The sequence below is a fragment of the Xenorhabdus sp. TH1 genome, from assembly GCF_037260955.1.
Taxonomy (GTDB): domain Bacteria; phylum Pseudomonadota; class Gammaproteobacteria; order Enterobacterales; family Enterobacteriaceae; genus Xenorhabdus; species Xenorhabdus griffiniae.
In genome coordinates, this window is the sequence record NZ_CP147734.1 from 3,674,336 (window position 1) to 3,699,733 (window position 25,398).

General features: G+C 40.4%; 20 protein-coding genes and 6 pseudogenes. 15 read left to right on the plus strand and 11 right to left on the minus strand.

Annotation, left to right across the window (positions count from 1 at the left end; genetic code table 11):
* Nucleotides 1-5: 5 nt before the first annotated feature.
* From WDV74_RS16155 to WDV74_RS16185, 7 genes and pseudogenes are all read left to right on the plus strand, one after another.
* The gene (locus WDV74_RS16155; RefSeq protein WP_338883813.1) at nt 6-1,364 is read left to right on the plus strand and encodes a Coenzyme F420 hydrogenase/dehydrogenase, beta subunit C-terminal domain; all 1,359 of its coding nucleotides are present in this window, start codon (nt 6-8) and stop codon (nt 1,362-1,364) included.
* A gap of 157 nt (nt 1,365-1,521) precedes the next feature.
* Nucleotides 1,522-2,874 carry a hypothetical protein gene (locus tag WDV74_RS16160; RefSeq protein ID WP_338883814.1) on the plus strand — a complete coding sequence of 451 codons (1,353 nt, stop codon included), beginning with the start codon at nt 1,522-1,524 and terminating at the stop codon, nt 2,872-2,874.
* Between the two features lie 13 nt (nt 2,875-2,887).
* Nucleotides 2,888-4,021 (plus strand): polysaccharide pyruvyl transferase family protein, encoded by a 1,134-nt coding sequence (locus WDV74_RS16165; protein ID WP_338883815.1) that lies wholly within the window; start codon nt 2,888-2,890, stop codon nt 4,019-4,021.
* 3 nt (nt 4,022-4,024) lie between these two features.
* A complete protein-coding gene (locus tag WDV74_RS16170; RefSeq protein ID WP_338883816.1) occupies nt 4,025-4,909 on the plus strand; it encodes a glycosyltransferase in 885 nt (294 codons plus the stop codon).
* Between the two features lie 237 nt (nt 4,910-5,146).
* Nucleotides 5,147-5,827 (plus strand): annotated as a pseudogene (locus WDV74_RS16175) (IS1 family transposase).
* 1,272 nt (nt 5,828-7,099) lie between these two features.
* Nucleotides 7,100-8,017 (plus strand): rhamnosyltransferase, encoded by a 918-nt coding sequence (locus tag WDV74_RS16180; protein WP_338883818.1) that lies wholly within the window; start codon nt 7,100-7,102, stop codon nt 8,015-8,017.
* Nucleotide 8,018: 1 nt separating this feature from the next.
* Nucleotides 8,019-9,161 carry a glycosyltransferase family 4 protein gene (locus tag WDV74_RS16185; RefSeq protein WP_338883820.1) on the plus strand — a complete coding sequence of 381 codons (1,143 nt, stop codon included), beginning with the start codon at nt 8,019-8,021 and terminating at the stop codon, nt 9,159-9,161.
* 67 nt (nt 9,162-9,228) lie between these two features.
* Here the strand turns inward: WDV74_RS16185 and WDV74_RS16190 are convergent.
* Nucleotides 9,229-9,996 (minus strand): annotated as a pseudogene (locus WDV74_RS16190) (IS5 family transposase).
* Between the two features lie 126 nt (nt 9,997-10,122).
* On the opposite strand from WDV74_RS16190, the pseudogene WDV74_RS16195 reads away from it, so the two are divergent.
* A pseudogene (locus WDV74_RS16195) lies at nt 10,123-10,371 on the plus strand (ISAs1 family transposase); the annotation flags it as partial.
* A 118-nt stretch (nt 10,372-10,489) separates the two neighbouring features.
* Here the strand turns inward: WDV74_RS16195 and WDV74_RS16200 are convergent.
* Together WDV74_RS16200 and WDV74_RS16205 are read right to left on the minus strand one after the other, a co-directional pair.
* Complete coding sequence (locus tag WDV74_RS16200; protein WP_338885634.1) at nt 10,490-10,723, minus strand: hypothetical protein; 234 nt, start codon at nt 10,721-10,723, stop codon at nt 10,490-10,492.
* Nucleotides 10,641-11,902: pseudogene (locus tag WDV74_RS16205) on the minus strand (IS701 family transposase). Before WDV74_RS16205 ends, WDV74_RS16200 begins: the two are co-directional and overlap by 83 nt.
* Nucleotides 11,903-12,005: 103 nt before the next feature.
* On the opposite strand from WDV74_RS16205, the pseudogene WDV74_RS16210 reads away from it, so the two are divergent.
* Nucleotides 12,006-12,125, plus strand: a pseudogene (locus tag WDV74_RS16210) (hypothetical protein); the annotation flags it as partial.
* Nucleotides 12,126-12,178: 53 nt separating this feature from the next.
* Here the strand turns inward: WDV74_RS16210 and WDV74_RS16215 are convergent.
* Nucleotides 12,179-12,599: pseudogene (locus WDV74_RS16215) on the minus strand (IS4 family transposase); the annotation flags it as partial.
* Between the two features lie 230 nt (nt 12,600-12,829).
* Here WDV74_RS16215 and trmL point away from each other — a divergent pair.
* Nucleotides 12,830-13,333, plus strand: a complete 504-nt coding sequence (gene trmL, locus WDV74_RS16220; protein WP_338883822.1) for a tRNA (uridine(34)/cytosine(34)/5-carboxymethylaminomethyluridine(34)-2'-O)-methyltransferase TrmL — start codon at nt 12,830-12,832, stop codon at nt 13,331-13,333.
* 81 nt (nt 13,334-13,414) lie between these two features.
* On the opposite strand, the gene cysE is transcribed toward trmL, so the two are convergent.
* The 4 genes from cysE to WDV74_RS16240 all read right to left on the minus strand — a co-directional run bounded on the left by cysE (nt 13,415) and on the right by WDV74_RS16240 (nt 16,256).
* Nucleotides 13,415-14,236, minus strand: coding sequence for a serine O-acetyltransferase (gene cysE, locus WDV74_RS16225; RefSeq protein ID WP_338883824.1), 822 nt, complete (start codon nt 14,234-14,236; stop codon nt 13,415-13,417).
* A gap of 19 nt (nt 14,237-14,255) precedes the next feature.
* A complete protein-coding gene (gene gpsA / locus WDV74_RS16230; protein WP_338883827.1) occupies nt 14,256-15,275 on the minus strand; it encodes an NAD(P)H-dependent glycerol-3-phosphate dehydrogenase in 1,020 nt (339 codons plus the stop codon).
* On the minus strand, nt 15,275-15,745 hold the full coding sequence (gene secB, locus WDV74_RS16235) for a protein-export chaperone SecB (protein WP_189759444.1): 471 nt from the start codon (nt 15,743-15,745) through the stop codon (nt 15,275-15,277). Before secB ends, gpsA begins: the two co-directional genes overlap by 1 nt.
* A gap of 73 nt (nt 15,746-15,818) precedes the next feature.
* Nucleotides 15,819-16,256 (minus strand): rhodanese-like domain-containing protein, encoded by a 438-nt coding sequence (locus tag WDV74_RS16240; protein ID WP_189759443.1) that lies wholly within the window; start codon nt 16,254-16,256, stop codon nt 15,819-15,821.
* 329 nt (nt 16,257-16,585) lie between these two features.
* Between WDV74_RS16240 and envC the strand changes: the two genes are divergently transcribed.
* Complete coding sequence (gene envC / locus WDV74_RS16245; RefSeq protein WP_338883829.1) at nt 16,586-17,899, plus strand: murein hydrolase activator EnvC; 1,314 nt, start codon at nt 16,586-16,588, stop codon at nt 17,897-17,899.
* 16 nt (nt 17,900-17,915) lie between these two features.
* Nucleotides 17,916-18,947, plus strand: a complete 1,032-nt coding sequence (locus tag WDV74_RS16250) for a divergent polysaccharide deacetylase family protein (RefSeq protein WP_338883830.1) — start codon at nt 17,916-17,918, stop codon at nt 18,945-18,947.
* Here WDV74_RS16250 and tdh read toward each other — a convergent pair.
* Nucleotides 18,944-19,969 carry an L-threonine 3-dehydrogenase gene (tdh, locus tag WDV74_RS16255; protein ID WP_338883832.1) on the minus strand — a complete coding sequence of 342 codons (1,026 nt, stop codon included), beginning with the start codon at nt 19,967-19,969 and terminating at the stop codon, nt 18,944-18,946. The genes WDV74_RS16250 and tdh overlap by 4 nt on opposite strands.
* Before the next feature lie 9 nt (nt 19,970-19,978).
* Nucleotides 19,979-21,175 carry a glycine C-acetyltransferase gene (gene kbl, locus WDV74_RS16260; protein WP_338883833.1) on the minus strand — a complete coding sequence of 399 codons (1,197 nt, stop codon included), beginning with the start codon at nt 21,173-21,175 and terminating at the stop codon, nt 19,979-19,981.
* Nucleotides 21,176-21,453: 278 nt separating this feature from the next.
* Between kbl and rfaD the strand changes: the two genes are divergently transcribed.
* The 3 genes from rfaD to rfaC are packed head-to-tail and all read left to right on the plus strand — an operon-like array spanning nt 21,454 to nt 24,431.
* The gene (gene rfaD / locus WDV74_RS16265; RefSeq protein WP_338883835.1) at nt 21,454-22,392 is read left to right on the plus strand and encodes an ADP-glyceromanno-heptose 6-epimerase; all 939 of its coding nucleotides are present in this window, start codon (nt 21,454-21,456) and stop codon (nt 22,390-22,392) included.
* A 9-nt stretch (nt 22,393-22,401) separates the two neighbouring features.
* Nucleotides 22,402-23,454 carry an ADP-heptose--LPS heptosyltransferase RfaF gene (rfaF, locus tag WDV74_RS16270; RefSeq protein ID WP_338883837.1) on the plus strand — a complete coding sequence of 351 codons (1,053 nt, stop codon included), beginning with the start codon at nt 22,402-22,404 and terminating at the stop codon, nt 23,452-23,454.
* Entirely contained in the window at nt 23,454-24,431 is a 978-nt protein-coding gene (gene rfaC, locus WDV74_RS16275) for a lipopolysaccharide heptosyltransferase RfaC (RefSeq protein WP_338883838.1), read from the plus strand. Before rfaF ends, rfaC begins: the two co-directional genes overlap by 1 nt.
* On the opposite strand, the gene WDV74_RS16280 is transcribed toward rfaC, so the two are convergent.
* Nucleotides 24,411-25,298, minus strand: a complete 888-nt coding sequence (locus WDV74_RS16280) for a GNAT family N-acetyltransferase (protein ID WP_338883839.1) — start codon at nt 25,296-25,298, stop codon at nt 24,411-24,413. The genes rfaC and WDV74_RS16280 overlap by 21 nt on opposite strands.
* Between the last annotated feature and the right edge of the window lie 100 nt (nt 25,299-25,398).

The following is a 25,398-nucleotide window of genomic DNA, read 5'->3' on the forward strand; positions in this document are numbered from 1 at the left end:
ATGTTATGACAATACAGAAGGTTATCGAAAATGGGTACTGTGTTGGTTGTGGTGCATGCAAACTTACACTGAAAGAGTCTGTTGAACTGAAAATATATGATGATGGTTTTTATCATGCAAAAATAAAAGAAAATGTAAATACAGATGTAGCTAATAAAGTTTGTCCGTTCTCAGATGATGCAGATAATGAAACTGAAGTAGGGGAACGGTTATTTTTTGGAAAGAAATTTGATGAACGTATTGGTTATTATGATGATGTTTATGTAGGGTATGTCAAAAAATTAAGTGATCGAAATAGTTCCAGTTCAGGGGGACTTACTACTTGGTTTGCGAAAAAATTATTGTTGAATAATGAAATAGATGCTGTTATCCATGTTGGACATGATAAGAACATGTTCGATTATATTATTACTGATAAAATTTCAGAGTTGGATATAAAGACCAATAAAAAATCAAGATATTACCCTGTAAGTTTTTCTGGCTTAATCAATGAAATTAATAAATCAAATAAGAGATACTTATTTATTGGGGTTCCATGCTTTGTAAAGTCTATAAGGCTTGCTCAGCAAGAGGGAATGCTGAAAAATGTCAAGTTTGCAATTTCATTGTTGTGTGGTCATATGAAGTCTACCAATTTTGCAATGAGCTTAGCTTGGCAAGTAGGTGTCAAACCGGAAAAATTATCAACAATAGATTTTCGCGTAAAGCAAGATTTTAAGAAGGCAAACGATTATAATATAGAAGTTATTGATATTGAAAATAATAAAATTTTGCATCAAAGCTCATCTCTGTTTGGGACGAACTGGGGCTTGGGTTTTTTCAAGCACAAATCATGTGATTTTTGTGATGATATTGCGGGTGAATTGGCGGATGCTACATTAGGGGACGCATGGTTACCAAAATATATTAATGATTCTCAAGGGACCAATATTTTGGTAATAAGAAATAGTATTCTAAATAACTATTTAAAAATATATAGTGAAGAGATATTTATTGAAAATGTTGATGTAAATGATTTTTACGAAAGCCAGGCAGGAAATTATAGAAACCGACGAGAAGGATTGTTAGTTCGTATTGAACATGAAAAAAAATGGACTCCAAGAAAACGAACAACATTACTCAATAATAACTTATCAAATGCTCGTCGTAAATTATATTTGGAGCGCTCGCGTTTGAGTAGGCAAAGTATAAGAAAATTTCAAATTGCAAAAAATTTAGGTTCTATCTTTATATTTAAAATACTTATGTTACCAGATATATTTATGTATAAGCGGATAGAAAAAAGCAATCTTGCAGCATGGAAAGAAATCATAAGATTGTCAGTTCCTGAAAAAATCAAAAAATTACTTAAAAAATGTAATTAAAATTATGCATAAACAAGTTATCCGGAACGCGTTTCTAAACATATTAACATTTTTTTTCAATGTAGTTACTGGATTGTATTTAACACCTTTTTTGATTAGGTATTTAGGCCTTGAGGTATATAGTGTTGTTCCTTTAGCAATGTTCCTGACTTTTTATATGGGTGTAATTACTCAGTCATTAACATCCTCAATAAATCGATTCTTTATAGCAAGCTTGCAAACGAATAATATTCGTGATGCAAATATTATATTCAACACGGCTCTTATTGTAATTGTCTTTTATGCCGTGATTCAGTTTTTGTTTATTTATTATCCAGTTCAGGATATAAACAAGTACATTTCAATTCCCTCATTGAGTGTAGAGCCTGCTATTCTCTTGTTTGAGTCTATTCTGATCAGTTTTTCTATAGCACTTTTGACATCAATATTCAGTGTGTCATTGTTTGCATTAAATAGAATTGACTTTATACAATGTGTATCATTACTTAAGGTATTTTTAAAGTTTATCAGCATCATTGCTTTTTTTAATAATGGTTATATAGGGATTCAATATGTTGGCTATGCAATGATAATTGCAGAGATCTCAGCACTCATTATGACTATTTTTTTATGGAAAAAATTGACACCAAATATAAATATAAATATAAAGCTATTCAGTAAGGATAAAGTTGGTGAAATATCAAAGTTTGCATTATGGTTGATAATAGATCAAATTGGTTATGTGCTCTTCATCAAGATGGACTTATTGCTGGTAAATAAATTTTTTGGTGCAAAGGAATCAGGGCGATATTCAATTGCAACACAATTTAGTGATTTACTCAGATCATTCGCTGGTTTAATAGCTGGAGTTCTTTCTCCTGTTATAATGATCCTTCATGCGAAGAATGAGTTTGAAAGTATCATTACTGTAACAAAAGCATTTGTGATGGTACTCTCACTAACGATCGCGATTCCAGTTTCTATTATTTGTATTTTTTCAAATGAGCTGATCTATTTTTGGATTGGTCAACAAATGAATATTGATTACTTAATGTGGGTAATCATGTTACCGCTAATAATAAATCTAGGCGTGTTACCATTTTTTTCTATTAACGTAGCATTTAAAAAAGTAAAAATACCTGCGTTGCTAAATGTGGTTTTGGCTTTATTTGGAATTTTAATTTCATTTATATTAATTCGTTTTACAGAATTACAAGTTTTGTCAATTGCAATAGGCTTCAGTGTTGCATTAACAGTCAAAAATGCCATATTTATTCCTATTTATGCAGCAATGAACTTAAGTTTAAATAAATTAACTTTCTTAGGTATCCATATTAGAACTGTCTTATTTTCAGCAAGTTACATGATAATTCTATATTCATTTAAATCTATATTATCTTCTAAGTTGGATATATTTTTGCTTGAACTTATTTTATTAGGCATATTAGGTGGGATAGCTAGTGTGATTTTTTATGCTCGAGATGAACGTAAGTATCTTATTAATATGATTCTTAAAAAATTAAATAAATAGTAAAGAAGGTAAAATGAAAAAAAAAGTCGGTGTTTTAAATTTCCAGTATTCTGATCACAACTATGGTGCAGTTTTACAAGCTGTTGCTTTGGAGGGAATACTACATAAAGTTTGTGAGGATGTGGAGCATATTAATTTTATACCAGATGCTAAAAAAAATCGAACATTCAGGGAGAGAATCATAGTAACTTTAGAATTTTTAAGACTAAAAAAAATTCTATTGAAAATACTTAAAAAGAAAATAATTATCAAAAAAAAAGTTCAAGGATCGGAAGTATTTGAGTTATTTAGAGAAAAACATCTGACTCGTTCAAAAACCTATAATTCAATATATGATCTCAAAAATGTAGCATCTACATATGACGTAGTTATCGTCGGTAGCGATCAGGTCTGGCGTCCTCGAATGTATTCAGATCTTTCTCAAGTTCAGGTTTATTTTTTATCATTCGTATCTGAACAAACAAAAAAGATATCTTATGCAGCAAGTTTTGGTGTCGATCAATGGGAATATAAAAAAAAAGATAATGTAACCCATTTGGTTTATGAGTATTTGCATAAATTCGATTCTGTATCGGTTAGAGAAGATACGGGGGTTGCTATTTGTAAAAATCTATTTAAAGTAGATGCTACGCATGTGTTGGATCCAACTTTATTAATCGGTAGAAGTTTTTTTGACAATATTATTGGTGATTTACAGACCAGAGATACAGGTCTGATTAGCTATTATAAACTTGATCTGAATGAGACGTTTTTATCGGGTGTTGAGCATGTATCGCAAATGATGAAATGTAAGCCGTGTAATATTTATTATAAAAGCATGAGCGGCAAAAATTATGAATATTACCCTGTTGTTGATTGGTTAAAGAAGATTAGAGATTCTTCTTTGATCATAACTGATTCTTTCCATTGTGTATGCTTTTCCATTTTATTTAGTAAAAACTTTTATTGTTGTCTTAACGAGGAGCGAGGGGCATCTAGACTCGAAAGTTTATTAAGTGACCTGGAGTTAAAGGATAGACTAATATCTGAAGAAGATTTAGGTAAGCTAAAATCATTCGAGGATATTGATTACTCGAGAGTAGAAGGTATTTTGAGTAAAAAGAGGGAATCATCAATGGATTTTTTGATAAAAGCGCTTGAAGGATAATATATGGACTGCGTTATCCCAATTATAATAATGACACGTAATGAAAGCAATTATCTAAAAAAATGTGTTGAGTCGATAATTAATACAGTTACAATCCCATATCATATTTACATCATTGATAATAAATCCTCTGAAGCCAAACATAACGAAATTTTGGCCAAAATAGAGCAGAATTACAGTAAAAAGATCAATGTTATCAGGAATAAATCCAATCTTTGGATTCTAGGGCTGAATAAGACTTTATTGGAACTTTTTGCGGAAAAAAAGCAAAAATACTTTTTTCTTACCGATGGGGACATTGACTTTTCAGCCTGTCAGGCTAAGCCATGCTGGCTATCGTATTTAGTTTCAGCAATGGATAATAATACTTGTATTGGAAAAATTGGTATAACCCTAAATTGGGACTATATTTCAGGCCGTAAAGAACTGAGCGCCATATATCAACAAGAAAAAAATTTATACAATGAAAATAAAAAAATAAATGATTTATATGTTTCCCCTGTAGATACTACTGCAGCATTGTTCCGTTGGGATTGGTCTATTGAAGGAAAGCCAGGACTATATCCTGACCATATTAGATATTTAAGACCTGAACTTTATTCATGTCGTACGCCATTCAATATTAACGTAATACATATGGGATGGTTTCAATATGGAGAAATACCTGTTGATAAAAGAAATATTAAAGAGAAAATAGCTTGTTTTACACTTGTTGGTGGTGATGTTAAGGATGAGGTATTAAACCAAACTACCGTATTTTATCGACTCTTGTATAAATGCCTTTCCGGCCCAATGAAAAAATTATGGTATTTCCGACGATACTATTATCTTTTGAGATATATGCTTCTAAAAGGAATTCGTCAGTTTGACGGTCAAAATAGCATTTAACATATTATGTTGGCATTATACCCGCCGGGATAAACCTGAAATTTTTTCATCCTGGGAAATCTATTTTTGGAAAACGAAACTATTATATTGGATTAATCGGAAGAAAAGAGTTTCACAAAGGGACTAAGGAACTCATTAAACTACTTTGTAAGTGGCCTAGTGTAAAAAGCATAAAACTGGTCACGTATTCAACCTATTGATGATTGTGTATAATCGCCATTTTTTCGGAAAAATCACATGGCGACTGTTGAAGTAAAATGTCGGTTTTGTCAGCAAACTGAATACGTCAAAAAGCATGGCAAAGGTGAGGCCGGACATCAACGCTATCGTTGTTTCTCCTGCAAACGAGCCCTCCAACTGGATTACGCCTATCGCGCCTGCCAAGCGGGTATAAAAGAACACGTTGTTGATCTTGCCATGAATAATGCGGGTATCCGTGATACAGCCCGTGCATTACATATCAGTATCAATGCGGTTATCCATGTTTTAAAAAACTTAAACCACGAGGCGTAACGACACTCCCACCGGATAATGTCAACGTTCAACTCATTTGTGAAGTTGATGAAGTGTGGTCATTTGTCGGGAATAAAAAATGCCAACGTTGGTTATGGTATTCTAAAACGCATCATCACTCATACGTTTGAAGCGAGAAGCAAAGAAACCCTCAAGAAATGCCTCAAAAAACTGGCTTTGTTCAATGTTGTTTTCTGGTGTACAGATAATTTCAAGGCTGGCAATCTATTACCCAAAAGCCAGCCTCTTGTCGGAAAAACCTTCACTCAACGTATTGAGCGGGAAAATTTGACATTGCGCAACCGACTTAAACGACTCAATCGTAAGACGTTGGGTTATTCGAAGTCACCGGAAATGCATGATAAAGTCATCGGGACTTTCATTGAACGTGAATACTATGTTTAACACAAATCAACGGATTGAATACGTGACCCGAATTTCTGTATAAAACTACAGAGTATTATTTGCCACAGCATGAATTTTCGATCGCCTATAATGAGCCGTTTTTAAATATCGATTGACCTAAAATTGTTCAAGAATATATTTTCTCCGAAAAATATCGAATCGCGAAATATTTTCATGCATGTACTCGATTTAAATAAATAGCAGAAAGTGATTGCTAATCATGCTTATATATAAAAAGAACTTGTTTTATTTAATAATGTTGATGGTGGCAACGATTTATGTTGTTAAAATAATGCCATTTTCTAATGACTATGAATCTTATGTTGATCTATTTACCTATACTTTTAAGGAACCAGCCTTCGACAGGATGGAAATAGGATTTCGTATTCTTGTTATTCTCTTTAAGTCGATCAGTGAAGATTTCATGCTATTTTGGTTTTTTATGGTTGTGATTTCATTAGCTCTGAAATACTATGTATTAAAATCTTTTAATACTAACAACTATATATTAGTCCTTTTGTTTCTTCTATATGGAATTTCTTTATTAGCTTTACATGAAGGAACACAAATCCGCGCTGCTCTTGCTATCGCTTTTGGATTTACGGGATTCCGATGCAAGAACCCTATTTATGCTTTTGTGTTTCTCTCACTTTCAGTTTTATTTCATTACTCTGCATTTTTATTCTTAATACTTTATATTTGTGGGTATTATGTTAAATCATATAAATTTATGTGGTTAATATTGGTTATTAGCTTAGCTACTATTTTGCCTATGCTTTTAAATCAATACTTGAGTTTATTAATAGATTTCAATCCACTTTTTGATTTATATTTAGAAAATTCAGACAATACAAAAGTTAACAAATATTCCTTTACTCTAATATTTGCAATGTTATTTTTTATTGTGAACTTCTTTGTCGGACGAAGGTTAAGTCGCTATAGTTTTTTGGATAAAGATATATTTAATAAATATAACTTATTTTCATTTTTATATCTCACTAGTGCAATATTGTTATCAGTTTTGTCTTTCTCTCCTGTGTTATCAATAAGATTATATGAACTCCTATCTTTGAGTCCCTTTGTTATTATAGCTTGTCTCTACACAAAATTAGTAGATTACATAATTTTACAACATTCAGATGTTAAGCTTTTAATGCTAAGAAAAATCTTGCTTTTAATTTTAGTACTAATGTCGATACACCGCTATATTGCATATTATTTCGTTAATCCAATTATTAATTTCAATATTCAATTGTAGAAAGGGAAAACCAGGTGACTGTGAGTACTCCATCAGTAACTGCAATTCTTGTCACATTTAACCCCGACTTGAAAAGCTTTGGCCAAGTAATAGATAGTATTTCCACACAAGTTAAATATCTAATTATAGTTGATAATGGTTCTAAAGATATATCTGAAATAAAGAAAGTAGCTGTTGCAACAGGATGTAATTTCATCCTTTTAGAACAAAAGAATAATATTGGTTTGGCTTCTGCACAAAATATTGGGATCGAGTATGTAAAACATAATCTTAATACAAGTCATATTATCCTTTTTGACCAAGACAGTATAATTAACACTGATTTTATTATTCATCTGTTAGAAGAAGAACAGAGACTGAATGAAAATGGTGTTAGAGTTGGTGCAATTGGTCCAAGTTTTTATGATCCTGACAATAACAATGTATATCCAGCGACTGTCTATAATGGCCCCTTTATTCAACGTGTTGAGTTAAAAGATGAACCAGTAGAAGCCACATTCCTGATTGCTTCCGGCTGCTTAATCAAGATGGCTGTTCTCAACGATGTCGGTAAGATGTTGGATGATTTATTTATTGATTATATTGATGTTGAATGGTCTTTGCGTGCTAAAAAAAAGGGATATAAAGTTTTTATCACTCCTAAAGCTTCAATGGCACACACTATAGGTGATAAGCGAGTATCCATCTTTGGCAGAACAATTTCAAGTCATAGCTCTTTTCGTCGTTATTTTCTAGTGAGAAATAGTTTTCTGATGATACGGCTATCTTATATACCTTTTGGCTATAAACTTCGTGAAATTGTATTTAATTTTATAAGGATAATTATTGGATTTGCGACGAGCTCGCAGAAAAAAGTATTTATAAAGTACACTATTGCAGCCCTTAAAGATGGTTTTTTAAAGAAATTTGGCCCTTGCAAATATAAATTTTGATATGATTAAAATTGCACATGTTCAATTACTACCACTACTGAGTGGAGTACAACGGGTATGTCTCGATGAGCTAATTCGTCTGGATGATAATAAATTTGATAAGTATCTTATTTGTCGACAGGAAGGACCTCTTACCGTCGAAGCTAGAAAATATGGGATTACCTGCTTGGTTGTTCCTGAACTGGTAAGAGAAATATCCATAGTAAACGATATTAAGGCTCTATATGCATTATGGAAGATTATAAAAAAACACCGATTTGATATTATTCATACCCATTCATCTAAAACAGGTGTATTAGGACGAATTGCTGCTTGGCTAAACCGAACGAAGCTAATTGTCCACACTGTTCATGGATTTTCGTTTCCTGTTGCCAGAAATAAAATGCAATATTTATTGTTCTGGTTGATGGAGAAAATTGGTTCAGCATGTGGAGATATAACTATTTGTTTGCATGAAGATGATATGCGGATCTCAACTCAAGTGGTGAGGATCAACCGCAAAAAAATTCTGATTATCGGTAATGGGGTAGATACCGAACGGTTTAAACCTTACTCTCTTCAGCATAGACAACAATTGCGTACACAACTAGGTGATATAAAAGACAATGAAGTCATTGTTGGTATGATCGGTAGGCTTTGGCCACAAAAGAATCCGATGTACCTGTTGAACGCTTTAGCAAAGTTAATCAAAGATTATCCGTATGTGAAATGTTATTTCATCGGAGATGGTGAGCTTCGTGAAGAAATGACAGAGTTCATTTCTAAAAATCAGTTGGAAAATAATGTTAAGTTATTTGGTTGGAGAAATGATACCGAAGTTTTTTTAAATATTTTTGATGTTTTCGTCCTTCCCTCACTCTGGGAGGGAATGCCCTTAGCTATTCTTGAGGCAAAAAGTTGTGGCTTACCTTGTCTGGTCTCAAATATTTCAGGCAATCGCAATATCATAGATGACGGCAAAGATAGTTTGCTATTTGACCTAGAACAAAACGGTAACGATTTACATAAGAAACTGCAATTTCTTATTGAGGAGTCCGATGAAAGAAAAAGTTTGGGCCAACAAGCAAGACTGAATATACTACAGGAATATAATATTGATGTCCGCATTCGTAGAATTGAACAAATGTACCTGGAGCATTTTTGATTTCCTGTGGTAATCCAAAAAAATGGTATAGAGACATTAGACTCTAAGGGCTGTTGATGTTTTAAGGTCATAATTCAATCACCCACATCAGCAACCAGACAAGGATAAATGCCAGTGCCACCATGCTGGCATAATTCCGTTCAAGTTTATCGTATCTTGTTGCTATTGCTCGGAAATGTTTAATTCTGGCAAACAAATTTTCCACCAAGTGGCGATAACGGTATAAACAGTTATCAATATGTTGGCCTGCTTTTCGACTATTTTTGCGGTCAGGGATCACCGGGGTGGCTTCTCGTTGTTCAATAAATGTTCTGAAAGGCTAGCTATCATATCCTTTGTCAGCGATAACAACTTCGGATGAGGGGGACTCAGAGACAAGACTTTCCGCATGAACACTATCGTGAACCTGTCCCCCGGAGAGTTCAAAATGAACGGGCAACCCTCCGCTGTCTACCGCTAAATGGATCTTGGTTGAACGCCCGCCACGACTTTTACCAATCGCCTCATCGTTATCTGAAGCGGCTCCAGCACTATGCTGGTGAGCACGAACAATAGTTCCATCAATAAACAACCATTTTGTATCCGCAATATCAGATAACCATTTGAAAATAAGCTGTAAAACACCTTTCTTCGACCAGGCATTAAAACGTGAAAAGACGCTATTCCATTTACCGAATTTTGTCGGTAAATCGCGCCAGGGGATGCTCGTTCTCATTCGGTAAAGGATCCCTTCGAAGGTCAAACGGTGTTCAGGTTTGTCATAAACCCAACCGGTATGTTGCATTAATGCAGATAGCTTATTCCAATAGAGATCTGTTAACATAGTTCGCGGCATGATGGTGAGGTCTGGTTGTTTTTTGGCGAAAGTAATTATACCGAATCATCATGCTGTCTAATAATCCCTCGCAAAACGTCAACAGCCCCTAGTCACGGTGATAAGTCAGCTGACTTTATCGCCTATGCGATACGCAGTCATTGGCATATTGAAAATAAACTGCACTGGCAATTAGATGTGAGTTTTGGAGAAGACAGGCAGCGCCAGAGAAGTGGTCATGAGGCTGAAAATCTAGCACTGCTGAATAAAATAGCGCTTAACCTGCTGAAAAATGAGAAAACAGTTAAAGTGGGGGTGAAAACCAAGCGTCAGAAAGCCGGATGGGATAATGATTATCTGCTGAAAGTCCTTACGATGGGATTTACATCAGTATAATTTAGACCCGTTTGCCCTGGCATGATGAGCTGGGGTAATAGTTTTTTCGCGAAGACAATGATACCAGATCATCATGCTGTTCAAACTTACCTCCACGAAACGTCAACACGCCCTAGTACTACAGCCGTAATGGCTCTGGGATAAGAGGGTTATCCCGGCGACGATAATGACATTGTTGTGCGCGGTACTGATGTCGTCGCCACCAATCTGACCAAGATAAAATCTGTTCGACGGTTTCCCTTGCCTTTTTCATCAGTTTTGACAGCAGATTACGCAGTTCCGATACGCTCAGGGCTATCAGCTCCTCCGGTGTTTTTTTTCTCCTGTATTCGCAAAACAGCCAGGACCGCATGGGCCAATAACGACAGCGTAATATGCCAGTACCAACTCTGCCACTGCCGGACTTCGTAGTGATCCAGCCCACACTCGCCTTAACCGCTCTCAATTTCCCAACGATGTCCGGCCGCCTGAACCAGTGCCTTGAGGTCAGCCTGGTCTCTGCGGGCATACACCACATAGTCAGCCCGTTCTTGCTTTTCATCCCGGCTACGCCGGACCAGCAGATAATGACCATAACGCCGTTCCTCTTCACTTATCTGCAGACGCCAGAGCGGGATCCGTGCCCAGTCATACCAACGCTCTCCCTTTGTCCCTAACCCTGCGGACTGGGTTTCCCAATCGTCAGGCGTCAAACTGGCTGCAATCACATCCGCCCTGATATAGCTAAATCAGCATAACTTGACGCAATCTATATACATCATAAGCAATGCTGTGTTGCCATTTGAATTCAGATGCTATGTCACATTATTTTGGTTCTGCTATATCGCGCGGGCCTTGCCACCAGAGCTGTTCATTCTTGGGGATCGTTAATACAAACGGTTGATGCCGGGACTCCAGCCAGCATCGCAGGCGGCGGTCATGCCCATACATGGCATCGGCGGTCACCTAGCGACAGGGCACACCGGCATCCAATGCCTGTTCCAGCATGTGCCGGACAAGCTGAGGTTTCGTGGCAAAGCTCACGGAGTCAGGGATGCCCGCGGCCGCACAGCGAGGCCGGTCCTCAGTCCACTGTTCGGGCAGGTATAAGGCCCGATCAAGAAAGGCATGGCCGCCCTTGCCGGCGTAACACAGGAAGACGCCTATCTGACTGTTTTCAATGCGCCCAGCAGTACCACTGTATTGACGCTGTACTCTGGCCGAGTGGCGCCCTTATTTTGACAAAACCAGTTTCATCGATGATGAAGATACCTTGCTCATCGCCGAGATGTTCAGTCACATCATCGCGTAAGATATCGCGGGTCGCCTCCGCATCCCACTGAGCGCGTTCCAGAAAATATTGAATGCCATCAGGCGAGTGTTCACCCAACCATTCAGCCAGTTGCCAGCTATTTTTACGTTCTACATCACTGAGCAGTCCGCGAAGATAAGCCAGACAACGGTGTTGAGAGCCTACAGAGTGAAACAGCGGAGCCAGACGGGAATGCAGGCCTCGTAGCTCCTCTTCCCAGAGATTGACAGGTGAGGTCATAGGACACCTCCCTTGGTGTGAGGAAGAAAAGAATCATCATGACACAATACGGATCACGGCTGTAGTACTAGTATTGCCGTGATACCCCCTCCCCTTAACTACCTACTACGACAGCAACCGTGCCACTGTTCTGCCAGCCAACCTGATCCAGGAGCAGCGCGATTAATTTAGTGCGCACACCTATAATCGCACTGATAAAGAAGGAATTTTCCATACTGAATGAATGAGAGAACTCTGAAAATATAGATGAGCCCGGTTAAAAGCCCTGTCTCTTGATCAAATCTCTAGCTCAAGAGACTGTGCAAGTAGATAACCCTCAAGGATGGTTTGTAACATGAACCATCCTTCCCCACCCTACTCGACCATTACGTTTCGAGTCGTACCAACCTGCAAGCTTTCCAAGGTTAATATATGCCCAGTAAAGACTTGGCGCTTTGTGAAATTCTTCAATTAGCCAACGTTTTTCGTAGTCATCGAGAATGCGCTTTGCCTCTTCTTTTGTTTTCACTGACTCTGAGGTCAGAATGTGCTAACTCAAGCCGTCATCGTTTTCCGTTTCTTGACAACCGACATAGTACAGCGGTACGGGCTCACCGGTTTTATTCGCAGGGATTTTTACGGTCACGGCCGCATAACGAACTTCACAGTGTGCATCACGAGCCTTTCGCCCACCTTTTTGCCTCACTTGAACCGTTCTTTATTGTAGGGTCAAGAAATATGTCCGAAAGTTCTTGACCACTACATGTTTTAAGGAAAAAAAGAGGCAATCATCATGACACAATATAGGCTACGGCTGTAGTACTAGATAATATCTTTAACTGATAAAATAGAAGTTGGTACTACACACTTAGTAGTAGTAAAAACACATACAACAAAAATGGATACTGTAGAAAATTACAACTACATCTGTAACAATTTAATCAAAACATGCTAAACATAGTCCTATTCGAACCAGAAATTCCGCCTAATACAGGCAATATCATTCGCCTGTGTGCCAACACTGGCTGTCAACTTCATCTCATTCAACCTTTGGGTTTCACATGGGATGACAAACGCCTGCGTCGTGCAGGGTTGGATTACCACGAATTCGCCAATATCAAACAACACCACAATTACAATGCATTCTTGGAAAGTGAAGGGCTCAGCTCTGTCAATTCACAATCTCCTTCTGGAGCCCGTCTGTTTGCCTTAACCACAAAAGGCACACCGGCGCACAGTAATGTAAGTTATCGTGATGGTGATTATCTGATGTTCGGCCCGGAAACCCGTGGCTTGCCATCTTATGTGCTAGATAATATGCCTTCTGGACAGAAAATCAGAATCCCTATGCTGCCAGATAGCCGTAGCATGAATCTGTCCAATTCTGTCGCAGTGGTTGTGTTTGAAGCATGGCGGCAACTGGGTTATCCAGGTGCGTTATTGCGGGATTAAGATTAATAGGACATTCAGCACCTAATCCGCGCTGGATGTCCTATCTATTAACGCTAATGCTCATAAGAAAAGAACAGAATTTCAAATTCCATCCCCATTCTCAAATCCATTATTGATGCCATTAAAATGCTGGTTCATATCCAAAGATGGTTTTTCACTTTCCGGTTTACCAACGATCCTCGCCGGTACGCCTGCCGCAGTGGTATGAGGTGGCACTGATCTCAATACAACCGAGCCTGCCCCAATTTTTGCACCACGACCAATCTCTATATTTCCGAGAATTTTAGCTCCCGCACCAATCATCACGCCTTCACGTACTTTCGGATGACGATCTCCTACTGTTTTACCCGTACCACCAAGCGTTACAGATTGCAAAATGGAAACATCATTTTCAACAATCGCCGTTTCACCAATCACAATGCCAGTTGCATGGTCTAACATAATGCCACAACCAATTTTTGCAGCAGGATGAATATCGACACCAAAAGAAACTGAGATCTGGTTTTGCAGATAAATTGCCAATGCCTTGCGATCTTGTTTCCACAGCCAGTGTGCAATGCGGTAAGCCTGTAGTGCATGGAAACCCTTAAGGTAGAGCAATGGTGTCGAATATTTATCTACTGCTGGATCGCGTAGTCGAACAGCTTTGATGTCATAGGCTGCCGATTCGATCATCTTGGGATCACTGCGGTATGCATTTTCAACGACTTCTCTGACTTCGATGGGAGGCATAATCGGTGATGCTAGCTTATTTGCCAACATATAGCTCAAGGCACTACCAAGATTTCTATGCTTTAGTAGTGTCGCGTGAAAAAAACTGGCTAACATAGGTTCACAATCAGCCAGAGCTTTTGCTTCATTTTTTATATGTTCCCAGACTTCGTTAAGTTCTGATCGCGACATATCAGCATTCCCGTTTTACTTAAGAGTGAGAGTTTTCTCCCTCTTCCCTGGTAGCTCTTCCCAATAATGTTTGGGCAGCCTCAATCACATTTTTATTGCAGTATAGTATCTGGTAGATCTGCTCTGTGATAGGCATTTCAACACCCACTCGTTCCGCCAAGGCCCGAACTTCTTTAGTATTGCGATATCCTTCAACAACTTGTCCGATCTCACGCTGCGCTTCATCAACACTGATACCTTTTCCCAGCATCATGCCAAAACGACGGTTACGGGATTGGTTATCGGTACAGGTCAAAACTAAATCACCCAATCCAGCCATTCCCATAAATGTAGAAGGATCAGCCCCCAACGCCACACCAAGGCGGCTCATCTCCGCCAATCCTCGAGTGATCAAAGCTGTACGGGCATTAGCTCCAAATCCCATACCATCAGAGATCCCTGCACCAATTGCAATAACATTTTTTATTGCCCCGCCGAGCTGCACCCCAATGAAATCCGGGTTTTTGTAGACTCGAAAACTTTTACCACAATGGAAAAACTGTTGCAGTTCTTCACTAAACTCAGGTGTAGTGGCAGAAACCGCAATCGCCGTTGGTAAACCTGCTGCCAGCTCTTTTGCGAATGTCGGGCCAGAAACTACGGCCAAGGGGATTTCATCACCTAATATCTCACGAGCGACATCTTGTAATAAGCGCCCTGTTTCCGCTTCAAGCCCCTTGGTCGCCCACACAATGCGGCTATCCTGTTGTAAATATGGTTTTATCTGCTGTAAGACATCTCCGAAAACATGGCTGGGAACCACGACCAAGATATTGTGGCTGGCTGAAACAGCGCTTTTCAGATCAGTCTCAAGCCGTAAACTATCAGGAAAAGAAACATCTGGTAAAAATGCCTGATTACAACGCGCTTGTTGCAACGCATTGACGTGCTCAGGGTTATGCCCCCAAAGCACAACATCGTGCCCATTGCGAGCCAAAGTAATGGCTAAAGCGGTGCCGTATGAACCGGCACCGATCACTGTCATAGAAGCAGTATTCATTAGGCTTCCTGTTCAGCCTCATTAGGCTGAGATTCAGCCTGCTGTTGCAGATAATTCATGAACAGCGCATCAAAATTAACAGGGGCCAGGTTCAGTTGTGGGAAAGTACCACGACTTACCAAGCTGGTGATGCATTCACGGGCGTATGGGAACAGAATGTTCGGGCAATATGCACCTAAGCAATGTGCCAGTTGGGTTCCTTCAATACCATCAATAGAGAAAATACCCGCTTGCTGAACTTCACACAGAAACGCAGTTTCTTCTTCCAGTGTCGCCGTGACGGTAACACGCAGAACAACTTCATAAACTCCCTGAACCAATTCATTGGAAGCCGTGTCCAGATCCAATTTAACTTCCGGCTGCCAATCCTGCTGGAAAATCTGCGGGGCTTTTGGTGCTTCGAAAGAAATATCTTTCGTGTAAATACGCTGGATCTGGAAAGCCATTTCTGTGTTGTTTTGTTCTGACATAATGATGTTTACCTTTTTCAGATGTCCTTAAACTGTTCAATGATGCAAGAGCTATTACTTGCAGCTAAGTTCGTTATCTCTTGCCATGAGCCAATGGCAGATTTTCACCCGCCCAACCAGCAATCCCCTCTTTCAGGGAATAAACCTGCTCAAAGCCTAAACGAACCAGATTTTCCGCTGGTGTTTTGGATTCTAGCCCATTCGCTGAAACTACGATAACAGGCTGTTTTTTATGTTTCTCCAACTCACCTAAATTACTGTCTTTAATTTCAGATGGCGTCAGGTTAACGGAACCAATAATATGCCCTCTGCGAAAATCGTCACGGGAGCGTAAATCCACGACGATAGCTTCTTCCTTGTTGATGAAATGGATGGCCTGAGCACGGGTGATCTCTTTACTCTTGGAGAACACGCTTTTTACCGTCATAACAATGACAGCCACCAGCAATGCAATCCAGACAAGGCTCAGGATCGTGTTCCGGCTAATAAATTGCATGATTTCTTGCAGCATGGAGGGCAACAACTCCCGTTAGTTAATAACAAATATCTAAGGTAGAAGAGTATACCTGTGTGTTGCCTCAATTACAGCCAATTAGCATCAATCCAATGCAGATTTTGCGGAGAGTTTCGAGAAAAATTTAAAAACATACCGAGAACGACTTGATTGTCATGCACCAATAAAATATTTCATGTAACACTGGCTCCAGGCAGGATCTTCGACCATAAATGGACTAAATTAACTAAAACTTATGTTAATGATAAAAAACAGTCTGTTCTCTGGTCAGGGGCAATTCCTCATGAAATAATCAGGCGCTATGTAGCAGCAGGGTACCCAATAAGATGGCTGAAAATAAGGATCTCAATAGCCGTAAGAATCGGCAGAGGCAATACAAACTGCAAAGTAAAATCAGAGTGTTACAACTCTGTGCCTTGTTATTCACCTTTCTCAGTTTCAGTATAAATACTTTCGCTAATCCAATTTCAGAGAATAAAAATCAGCTCAAAGATATTCAACAGGATATTGCCGAGAAAGAGAAAAGCGTAAAACAGCAACAAAAACAACGTGCAGACTTACTCAACCAATTAAAAGAACAAGAAAATACTATCTCCGAAGTGGGACGTTCGCTGCATACAACACAGAATCGTCTGGAGAAACTAGAAAACGACGTTTCATCACTAAATACCAATATCAAGCAGCTGCAAATACAACAAAAAGAGCAACGTCAATTACTTGCCAACCAATTGGATGCTGCATTCCGGCAAGGAAATCACCAAGGGTTAGAATTGTTGCTCAATGGACAAGAAAATCAGCGCAAAGAACGTATTCTCGCTTATTACAGTTATTTAAATCAGGCTCGTCAGGAAACTATCGCTAAACTGCAAAAAACAACCGAAGAACTTAACCAGCAAAAAAAACTGCAACTAGAAAAACAAAGTGAACAGAAAGCGATACTGGCCAGCCAAAAACAGCAAAAGCAAAAGATGGAAACTGCCCGCACTGCACGGCAAAAAACATTAACGACACTCGAATCTTCATTGAAGAAAGAGCAACAGAGTCTGGCTGAGCTTCGGCAGAATGAAACCAGACTGAGAGACAAAATTGCCAAAGCTGAGCGGGAAGCAAAAGCGCGTGCTGAACGTGAAGCACGTGAAGCAGCTCGTGTTCGTGCCCAAGTTGCTGCTAAGCAGAAACAAGCACAACAAAAAGGTTCCAGCTATAAGCCAACAGAAGAAGAACGTGCTCTCATGGCTCGAACTGGTGGCCTTGGGCGTCCTGCAGGGCAAGCAATCTGGCCAGTACGCGGTCATGTCATCCATAGTTTTGGTGAAGCAATACAAGGTGAGCTTCGCTGGAAAGGCGTCGTTATCTCGGCAGCGGAAGGAACAGAAGTCAGGGCAATTTCAGATGGGCGTGTCTTGCTGGCAGACTGGCTACAAGGCTATGGACTGGTTGTTGTGATTGAACACGGTAAAGGCGATATGAGCATTTACGGTTACAACCAGAGTACATTGGTCAGTGTTGGGCAACAGGTTCGGGCAGGCCAGCCAATAGCGTTGGTTGGCAACAGCGGTGGACAACAACAACCGTCTCTGTACTTTGAAATCCGCCGTCAAGGGCAGGCTGTTAACCCTTTACCGTGGTTAGGGAAATAGGATAGGAACACAAGTCATGGTGAAGATGCGGTATCGATTAATAAAGCGGGTTAATGTATTCACTTTTTTATCTTGGATACCGCTATTCTTCACATCATTGCTGTTTACTTTAAATGCACAAGCTGCACGTTTAGCCATTGTCATTGATGATGTTGGCTATCGTGTTAATGAAGAAAATAAAATCTTACAAATGCCCGTTGCGGTTTCTATCGCCATCCTGCCCAACTCTCCGTATGGCAGGAAAATGGCGGAAAAAGCTCATCAGCAGGGAAGGGAGATTTTAATCCACTTGCCAATGGCCCCATTAGGCAGGCAACCTCTGGAAAAAAATACACTCCATCCTGCCATGAGCAAGGAAGAAATTGCCCGTATTATTCAAGATGCGATACAGAAAGTCCCCCATGCTATTGGTATGAATAATCATATGGGCAGTGCAATGACATCTAATCTCAGTGGCATGGAAAAGGTAATGCAAACGTTAGCCCATTATCACCTTTACTTTCTGGACAGTGTGACAATAGGCAATACACAGGTCACCAAAGCAGCAATGGGAACCCCTGTTCCCGTGATCCGAAGAAATGTATTTTTGGATAATATTCAAACCGAAGCCGAAACATGGCATCAATTTAACCGAGCAATTTCACTTGCCCGTAAGCGAGGTTCTGCCGTTGCAATTGGACACCCACATCCCACGACCATACGCGCCTTACAGCAAGCACTTGCAACATTACCCAGTGATATTGAGCTGGTAACACCCAGCCGGTTGTTAGATCATCAAACTGCACGTAAGTGCATAAAACCCCATCAGCCAAAACATGTACCAACCACTCAGTTGGAGTATCTCAAGATGGTCAAAAAGGCATTCTCTAACAGTGTCATCTTTAATACCTTAAATCGGTACATGCAAAAACTTTTGGGGAATTACACGACAAAAAAAGCGTCAGACAAAACAGAAGTAAAACACACTCTGGAAAATAAAACGGAAACTCGACCAGAAAACGATCAAGCAGGCGCCCAAAAAACCAAAGACGCCTGCGCTAATTTTTAACCCCAATTTAAGATAACTTTGCCAGATTGCCCTGAACGCATGACATCAAAGCCTTTCTGGTAATCATCAATCGAGAATTGGTGAGTGATAATCGGGGATAAATCCAGGCCAGATTGGATCAAAGCCGCCATCTTGTACCAGGTTTCGAACATCTCACGCCCGTAGATGCCCTTGATAAATAATCCCTTAAAGATGACCTGGTTCCAATCTATCGCCATATCCGAAGGCGGAATACCTAACAGAGCAATGCGCCCACCGTGGTTCATGGTATTGAGCAAAGTATGGAACGCTGGTGGAGCACCCGACATCTCCAACCCAACATCAAAACCTTCCGTCATTCCCAGTTCTGCCATGACATCAGTTAGATTTTCTTTGCTGACATTCACAGCGCGGGTAACACCCATTTTACGAGCTAACTCAAGGCGGTATTCATTGACATCCGTAATCACGACATGACGGGCACCAACATGCTTACATACCGCTGCTGCCATAATCCCGATAGGACCAGCGCCTGATACCAGTACATCTTCTCCCACCAGATCAAAAGACAGTGCAGTGTGTACAGCATTACCAAATGGATCAAAAATCGCAGCCAGCTCATCGGGTATATTGTCTGGGATCTTAAAAGCATTAAATGCGGGAATAACCAGATATTCAGCAAAAGCACCTTCACGGTTCACACCCACACCCGTGGTATTGCGGCATAAATGTGTACGTCCAGCACGACAATTACGACAGTGACCACAGGTGATATGGCCTTCACCAGATACACGATCACCAACCTTGAACCCTTTTACTTCCTGACCAATCGCAACAACTTCACCAACATATTCGTGCCCCACTACCATCGGGACAGGGATAGTTTTTTGCGACCAATCATCCCAGTTATAGATGTGAACGTCCGTCCCACAAATAGCAGTCTTACGGATTTTAATCATCACATCATTGTGCCCAAGCTCCGGCGTAGGCACATCTGTCATCCAGATACCTTCTTCTGGCTTTAATTTGGACAATGCTTTCATAATGATACCTTAAGCAATGACATCCAATTGCTTGCCAATGCGGATAAATACAGCCACCACACGTTCAATTTGTTCTTCAGTATGGGCGGCTGAGATCTGGGTTCGGATACGCGCCTGACCTTTCGGCACAACCGGATAGAAGAACCCAATCACATAAATGCCTTCTTTCAGCAGTTCTGCGGCGAATTCCTGCGCCAGTTTTGCATCCCCCAACATAACAGGAATAATCGCATGATCTGCTCCCGCCAGTGTGAAACCTGCCGCTGTCATTTTTTCACGGAACAAATTCGCATTTTTCCAGAGACGCTCACGCAGATCATCGCCACTTTTCAGCATATCCAGCACCTTGATCGATGCAGCGACAATGGCGGGAGCCAGTGAGTTGGAAAACAAATATGGGCGTGAACGCTGACGCAACCATTCAACCACTTCTTTACGCGCGGCAGTATAACCACCTGATGCGCCACCCAGTGCCTTACCTAGCGTACCGGTGATGATGTCAATACGTCCCATAACATCACAGTATTCATGAGTGCCACGACCATGCTTGCCAACAAAGCCAACTGCATGTGAATCATCCACCATGACCAATGCACCAAATTCATCAGCCAGGTCACAGATAGATTTCAGGTCAGCAATAACGCCATCCATTGAAAATACCCCGTCAGTTGCGATCAGGATATTTTGCGCACCGTCCGCTTTTGCCTTTTCCAACTGCACCCTTAATTCTTGCATGTCATTATTGGCATAGCGGTAACGCTTTGCTTTGCATAAGCGGATGCCATCAATGATAGAGGCATGGTTCAAAGCATCGGAGATAATGGCATCTTCTGGCCCAAATAGGGTTTCAAACAGACCGCCGTTTGCATCAAAGCATGATGAGTACAGAATGGCATCTTCCATACCTAAAAATTCAGCAATCTTATTTTCTAATTCTTTATGGGAATCTTGTGTGCCACAGATAAAGCGAACGGATGCCATACCAAAACCATGGCTATCCATGCCTGTTTTTGCCGCAGCAATCAAGTCAGGGTGATTAGCTAAGCCTAAATAGTTATTGGCACAAAAATTAATAACTTGGTTACCCTGCGCAACAGCAATATTGGCATCCTGGGCAGAAGTGATTATACGCTCACTTTTGAATAATCCTTCGGAGCGGGTTTGCTCCAACTGCTCATTAATTTTCTGGTAAAACGACGCTGACATTTTTCTCTCCTGAATCCCTAACTAAGTGAAAGGCCTGATGTATTTTACTGATAGATCCTGCTAGTGACGACACAACGAGAAAGTTAATCTCAACTTTGTAAAGCTGATCACGCCTCAGTGTCTGGTATACAGCAAGATTTCAGGATATTTCCCTGCCTAAGCTGCTGTCGTCAGTGGGGTTAAGTGCTATTATACGCAGCAAAGATATACCCAATAGACGTCAAGTTACAGTAATAAAGCTGGGTATAAAGTGAACTGACTATTTAGAGGTGAGCCAAATGATTATTGTCACTGGTGGCGCAGGGTTTATTGGCAGCAATATTGTCAAGGCACTGAATGATGAGGGCTATAAAGATATCCTGGTTGTTGATAACCTGAAAGACGGCACAAAGTTCGTCAATTTGGTTGATTTGGATATCACCGATTATATGGATAAGGAAGACTTCATTGCCAGTATCGTGGCAGGTGATGATTTAGGTGACATTGATGCTATTTTCCATGAAGGTGCTTGTTCATCCACAACAGAATGGGATGGTAAGTATATGATGGACAATAATTATCAGTATTCTAAAGATGTGCTGCATTACTGCCTTGAGCGCCAAATCCCCTTCCTGTACGCCTCTTCTGCTGCTACTTATGGCGGCCGCAGTGACAATTTTATTGAAGAGCGCCAATATGAAAAACCTCTCAATGTCTATGGCTACTCCAAGTTCCTATTTGATCAATATGTTCGTGATATTTTGCCCCATGCAAATTCCCAAATTTGCGGCTTCCGTTATTTCAATGTGTACGGGTCGCGCGAAGGTCATAAAGGCAGTATGGCGAGTGTCGCCTATCATTTAAATAACCAGATTCACCAGGGACAGAATCCGAAGTTATTTGCTGGCAGTGAAAATTTCCGCCGCGATTTTATCTATGTTGGCGATGTTGCCGCCGTCAATCTGTGGTTCTGGCAAAATGGCGTTTCCGGCATTTTTAACTGTGGAACAGGCCGCGCTGAATCTTTCCAGGCTGTCGCAGATGCTGTGATTGAATTCCATAAAGAAAAATCTCCAGCCGTGGAATACATCGACTTTCCAGAAAAATTAAAAGGCCGTTACCAGAGTTTTACTCAGGCAGATCTGACAAAACTTCGCGCTGCTGGCTATCAAAAACCGTTCAAGACGGTTGCCGAAGGCGTCGCTGAATATATGCAATGGCTCAATCAGGATAATTAATCGATTTCTATGAAGATATTGGTGATCGGCCCATCATGGGTGGGTGACATGATGATGTCACAAAGCCTCTACCGTACTTTGAAAGATTTGCACCCCAATGCAGAAATTGATGTGATGGCACCCGCATGGTGTCGTCCATTACTGGCAAAAATGCCAGAAGTGCATCAGGCATTAGCCATGCCGCTTGGTCATGGTGCCCTGGCCTTGGGTGAGCGCCGACGCCTTGGGCTGGCATTGCGTGAAAATAGATATGATCGTGCTTATATATTACCCAATTCATTCAAATCTGCATTGGTCCCTTTCTTCGCCAATATCCCGCGACGGACAGGCTGGCGCGGTGAGATGCGTTACGGATTACTAAATGACATCCGCGTCCTGAATAAAAGTGCTTTTCCACTCATGGTTCAACGCTATGTCGCTCTCGCGTATGAAGGGAAAAATATACGTAGCGCCGATGATCTTCCACAACCTTTGTTATGGCCGCGATTAAGTGCCAATGACGAAGATATTGCCGAATCAACTTCAGCCTTCAATATCTCCGATCACCGCCCTATTATTGGTTTCTGTCCTGGTGCTGAGTTCGGCCCAGCCAAGCGCTGGCCACATTATCACTATGCTGCTCTTGCCGAACAGTTAATTACTCAAAAAGGCTACCAAATTTTGCTGTTTGGTTCTGACAAAGATCATCAGGCAGGTGAAGATATTCGCGCACTGTTAAGCGATGATGCCCGCGAATATTGTCTCAATCTGGCAGGAAAAACCTCGCTTGAACAAGCGGTAAATGTCATCGCAGCTTGTGATGCCATCGTCACAAACGACTCAGGTTTGATGCATGTAGCGGCAGCCTTAAACCGGCCGCTGGTGGCATTATATGGGCCAAGTAGCCCGGATTTTACCCCGCCATTATCAAATAAGGCCGAAGTGATCCGCCTGATTACGGGTTACCACAAAATCAGAAAAGGCGACAGCGATGGTGGTTATCACCAAAGTCTGATCGATATTCAACCTGAAAGAGTTCTATCCTCATTAGCCAAACTGCTACAGGCGGAGAGCCAAAATTAATGCGTGTTTTACTGGTAAAAACGTCTTCGATGGGAGATGTGTTACATACTCTGCCAGCATTAACTGATGCAAAACAGCAGCTTCCTGACATTCAATTTGATTGGGTAGTGGAAGAGGGATTTGCCCAAATTCCAACCTGGCACTATGCAGTCGAAAATGTGATCCCCGTGGCTATTCGCCGCTGGCGAAAAAATTGGTTCAGAAAAGATATTCGTGAAGAACGGGCACAATTTCGGCAACAACTGCAACAGCACCAATATGACGCTATCATTGATGCTCAAGGTCTGTTAAAAAGCGCTTTTTTGGTAACGCGATTAGCACAGGGTCCAAAGCATGGTTACGATCGAAAAAGCATCCGTGAACCCATTGCCAGCTTCTTCTACGATCATTGTCATGCTGTCAGCAAGCAACAACACGCGGTTGAACGCACTCGGGCTTTATTTGCTGATAGTTTGGGGTATAAAAAACCGTCAGGGCAAGGTGATTACGCCATCGCCCGCCATTTTTTGCACCAGCAAATTAATGGCCAAAATAATTATCTCGTTTTTCTCCATGCAACAACGCGCGATGAAAAACATTGGCCTGAAGATCATTGGCGGCAGCTTATCGCAGATATCCAGACAACGGGTATGCGCATTAAATTGCCTTGGGGCGCTGAGCATGAATATCAACGGGCATTAAGGCTAGCGGAAGGGTTTTCCCATGTTAATGTTCTGCCAAAACTGACACTGGCTGAAGTTGCACATGTCATTGCAGGGGCACAAGCCGTAGTTTCAGTTGATACGGGCTTAAGCCATCTGACAGCGGCACTTGATCGACCCAATATTACGCTATTCGGGCCGACTGATCCTGGTTTAATCGGTGGATATGGTAAAGAACAGCATCCCCTGAAATCAGCAGATAATACGATGCAAGGTGTTGCTTCAGGGGAAGTTATGCTGCTCTTGCAGAACATGTTAAAAAAGCACTCTTCCTAGTGGCAATGTTTCACACCAACGATTTTTGTATTCAAACGTAGGGTTACCTAAGGAATAACGCATAGTTTTATCTCCTTGCTGACACAATGCTTTTGCTTCTTGGATATTCACCCACATCAAGACACTACCAACGCTAAGATGAGCATATTCAGGATCATAACCACCATTAATGGCATCAAAAGAAATCCATTTGGGGCTTTCTGCCCACAGGACAAAATCGTAAGCACAAGGCTTGCCGTTAATCAGTAATACATTGCCAAATATATGCTCGCGAAGCTCAGTGTATATTTCAAGGAGATGCTTTTTCTGCTCTTCAGAATGGCCGTTATTCCAACGCTTTTGGTACAGATCAATATAAATATCTACCAACTCTTCTGCACTGAATTCACTTGAGGGACGAATTTCTCCTCCTGCACGCTTAAATTTGTTGATCTCGTTACTGCGATTACGGCGAGTTTTGTAAGAAAAACTGCCTTTGATTAAGCAAATTTGGCGCTTACTGAAAAGAGGTCTATAACTAACATTGATAAAATTCTTTTCATGAATAGGCGATAATCGCTTTGATTTTATAGGTAAAAATAATTTTGCATCCGTTACAATAGGGAAAACAATTTCATCATATGAAACTGGATATTTAGTTTGCATTTCTTCAATCAGCTTTTTATTTTCAAAAGAAAAACAGGCACCTTTAATTCCAGATGCTGTTTTTTTGATATAAAAGCAAAACTGCCCATCAAGATGTTTATCCAAAAAAGATACAATATTGGGATGAGTTAATGTACATCCGCCAAAAAGAGCATGTGCTTCTTTATACTGTTCAAAATTGCATTCTTTCCATCCTGAAAAAAGCGCTTTTGCTGTTTCCATAGAAAGTATCTCCACCCAAAAATTCAAAATTTGTTAAAAAATCTATTAAAAATGATATAATAATATTACTAGTAAACAATCTATAAATAAAGGTGACCCA

Bases quoted from the DNA above. Each gene is read 5' to 3' on its own strand.
- WDV74_RS16155 (WP_338883813.1), top strand. From the start codon at position 6: ATGACAATACAGAAGGTTATCGAAAATGGGTACTGTGTTGGTTGTGGT.
- WDV74_RS16160 (WP_338883814.1), top strand. From the start codon at position 1,522: ATGGGTGTAATTACTCAGTCATTAACATCCTCAATAAATCGATTCTTT.
- WDV74_RS16165 (WP_338883815.1), top strand. From the start codon at position 2,888: ATGAAAAAAAAAGTCGGTGTTTTAAATTTCCAGTATTCTGATCACAAC.
- WDV74_RS16170 (WP_338883816.1), top strand. From the start codon at position 4,025: ATGGACTGCGTTATCCCAATTATAATAATGACACGTAATGAAAGCAAT.
- WDV74_RS16185 (WP_338883820.1), top strand. From the start codon at position 8,019: ATGATTAAAATTGCACATGTTCAATTACTACCACTACTGAGTGGAGTA.
- WDV74_RS16200 (WP_338885634.1), bottom strand. From the start codon at position 10,723: ATGCGGTCCTGGCTGTTTTGCGAATACAGGAGAAAAAAAACACCGGAG.
- trmL (WP_338883822.1), top strand. From the start codon at position 12,830: ATGCTAAACATAGTCCTATTCGAACCAGAAATTCCGCCTAATACAGGC.
- cysE (WP_338883824.1), bottom strand. From the start codon at position 14,236: ATGTCGCGATCAGAACTTAACGAAGTCTGGGAACATATAAAAAATGAA.
- gpsA (WP_338883827.1), bottom strand. From the start codon at position 15,275: ATGAATACTGCTTCTATGACAGTGATCGGTGCCGGTTCATACGGCACC.
- secB (WP_189759444.1), bottom strand. From the start codon at position 15,745: ATGTCAGAACAAAACAACACAGAAATGGCTTTCCAGATCCAGCGTATT.
- WDV74_RS16240 (WP_189759443.1), bottom strand. From the start codon at position 16,256: ATGCTGCAAGAAATCATGCAATTTATTAGCCGGAACACGATCCTGAGC.
- envC (WP_338883829.1), top strand. From the start codon at position 16,586: ATGGCTGAAAATAAGGATCTCAATAGCCGTAAGAATCGGCAGAGGCAA.
- WDV74_RS16250 (WP_338883830.1), top strand. From the start codon at position 17,916: ATGGTGAAGATGCGGTATCGATTAATAAAGCGGGTTAATGTATTCACT.
- tdh (WP_338883832.1), bottom strand. From the start codon at position 19,969: ATGAAAGCATTGTCCAAATTAAAGCCAGAAGAAGGTATCTGGATGACA.
- kbl (WP_338883833.1), bottom strand. From the start codon at position 21,175: ATGTCAGCGTCGTTTTACCAGAAAATTAATGAGCAGTTGGAGCAAACC.
- rfaD (WP_338883835.1), top strand. From the start codon at position 21,454: ATGATTATTGTCACTGGTGGCGCAGGGTTTATTGGCAGCAATATTGTC.
- rfaF (WP_338883837.1), top strand. From the start codon at position 22,402: ATGAAGATATTGGTGATCGGCCCATCATGGGTGGGTGACATGATGATG.
- rfaC (WP_338883838.1), top strand. From the start codon at position 23,454: ATGCGTGTTTTACTGGTAAAAACGTCTTCGATGGGAGATGTGTTACAT.
- WDV74_RS16280 (WP_338883839.1), bottom strand. From the start codon at position 25,298: ATGGAAACAGCAAAAGCGCTTTTTTCAGGATGGAAAGAATGCAATTTT.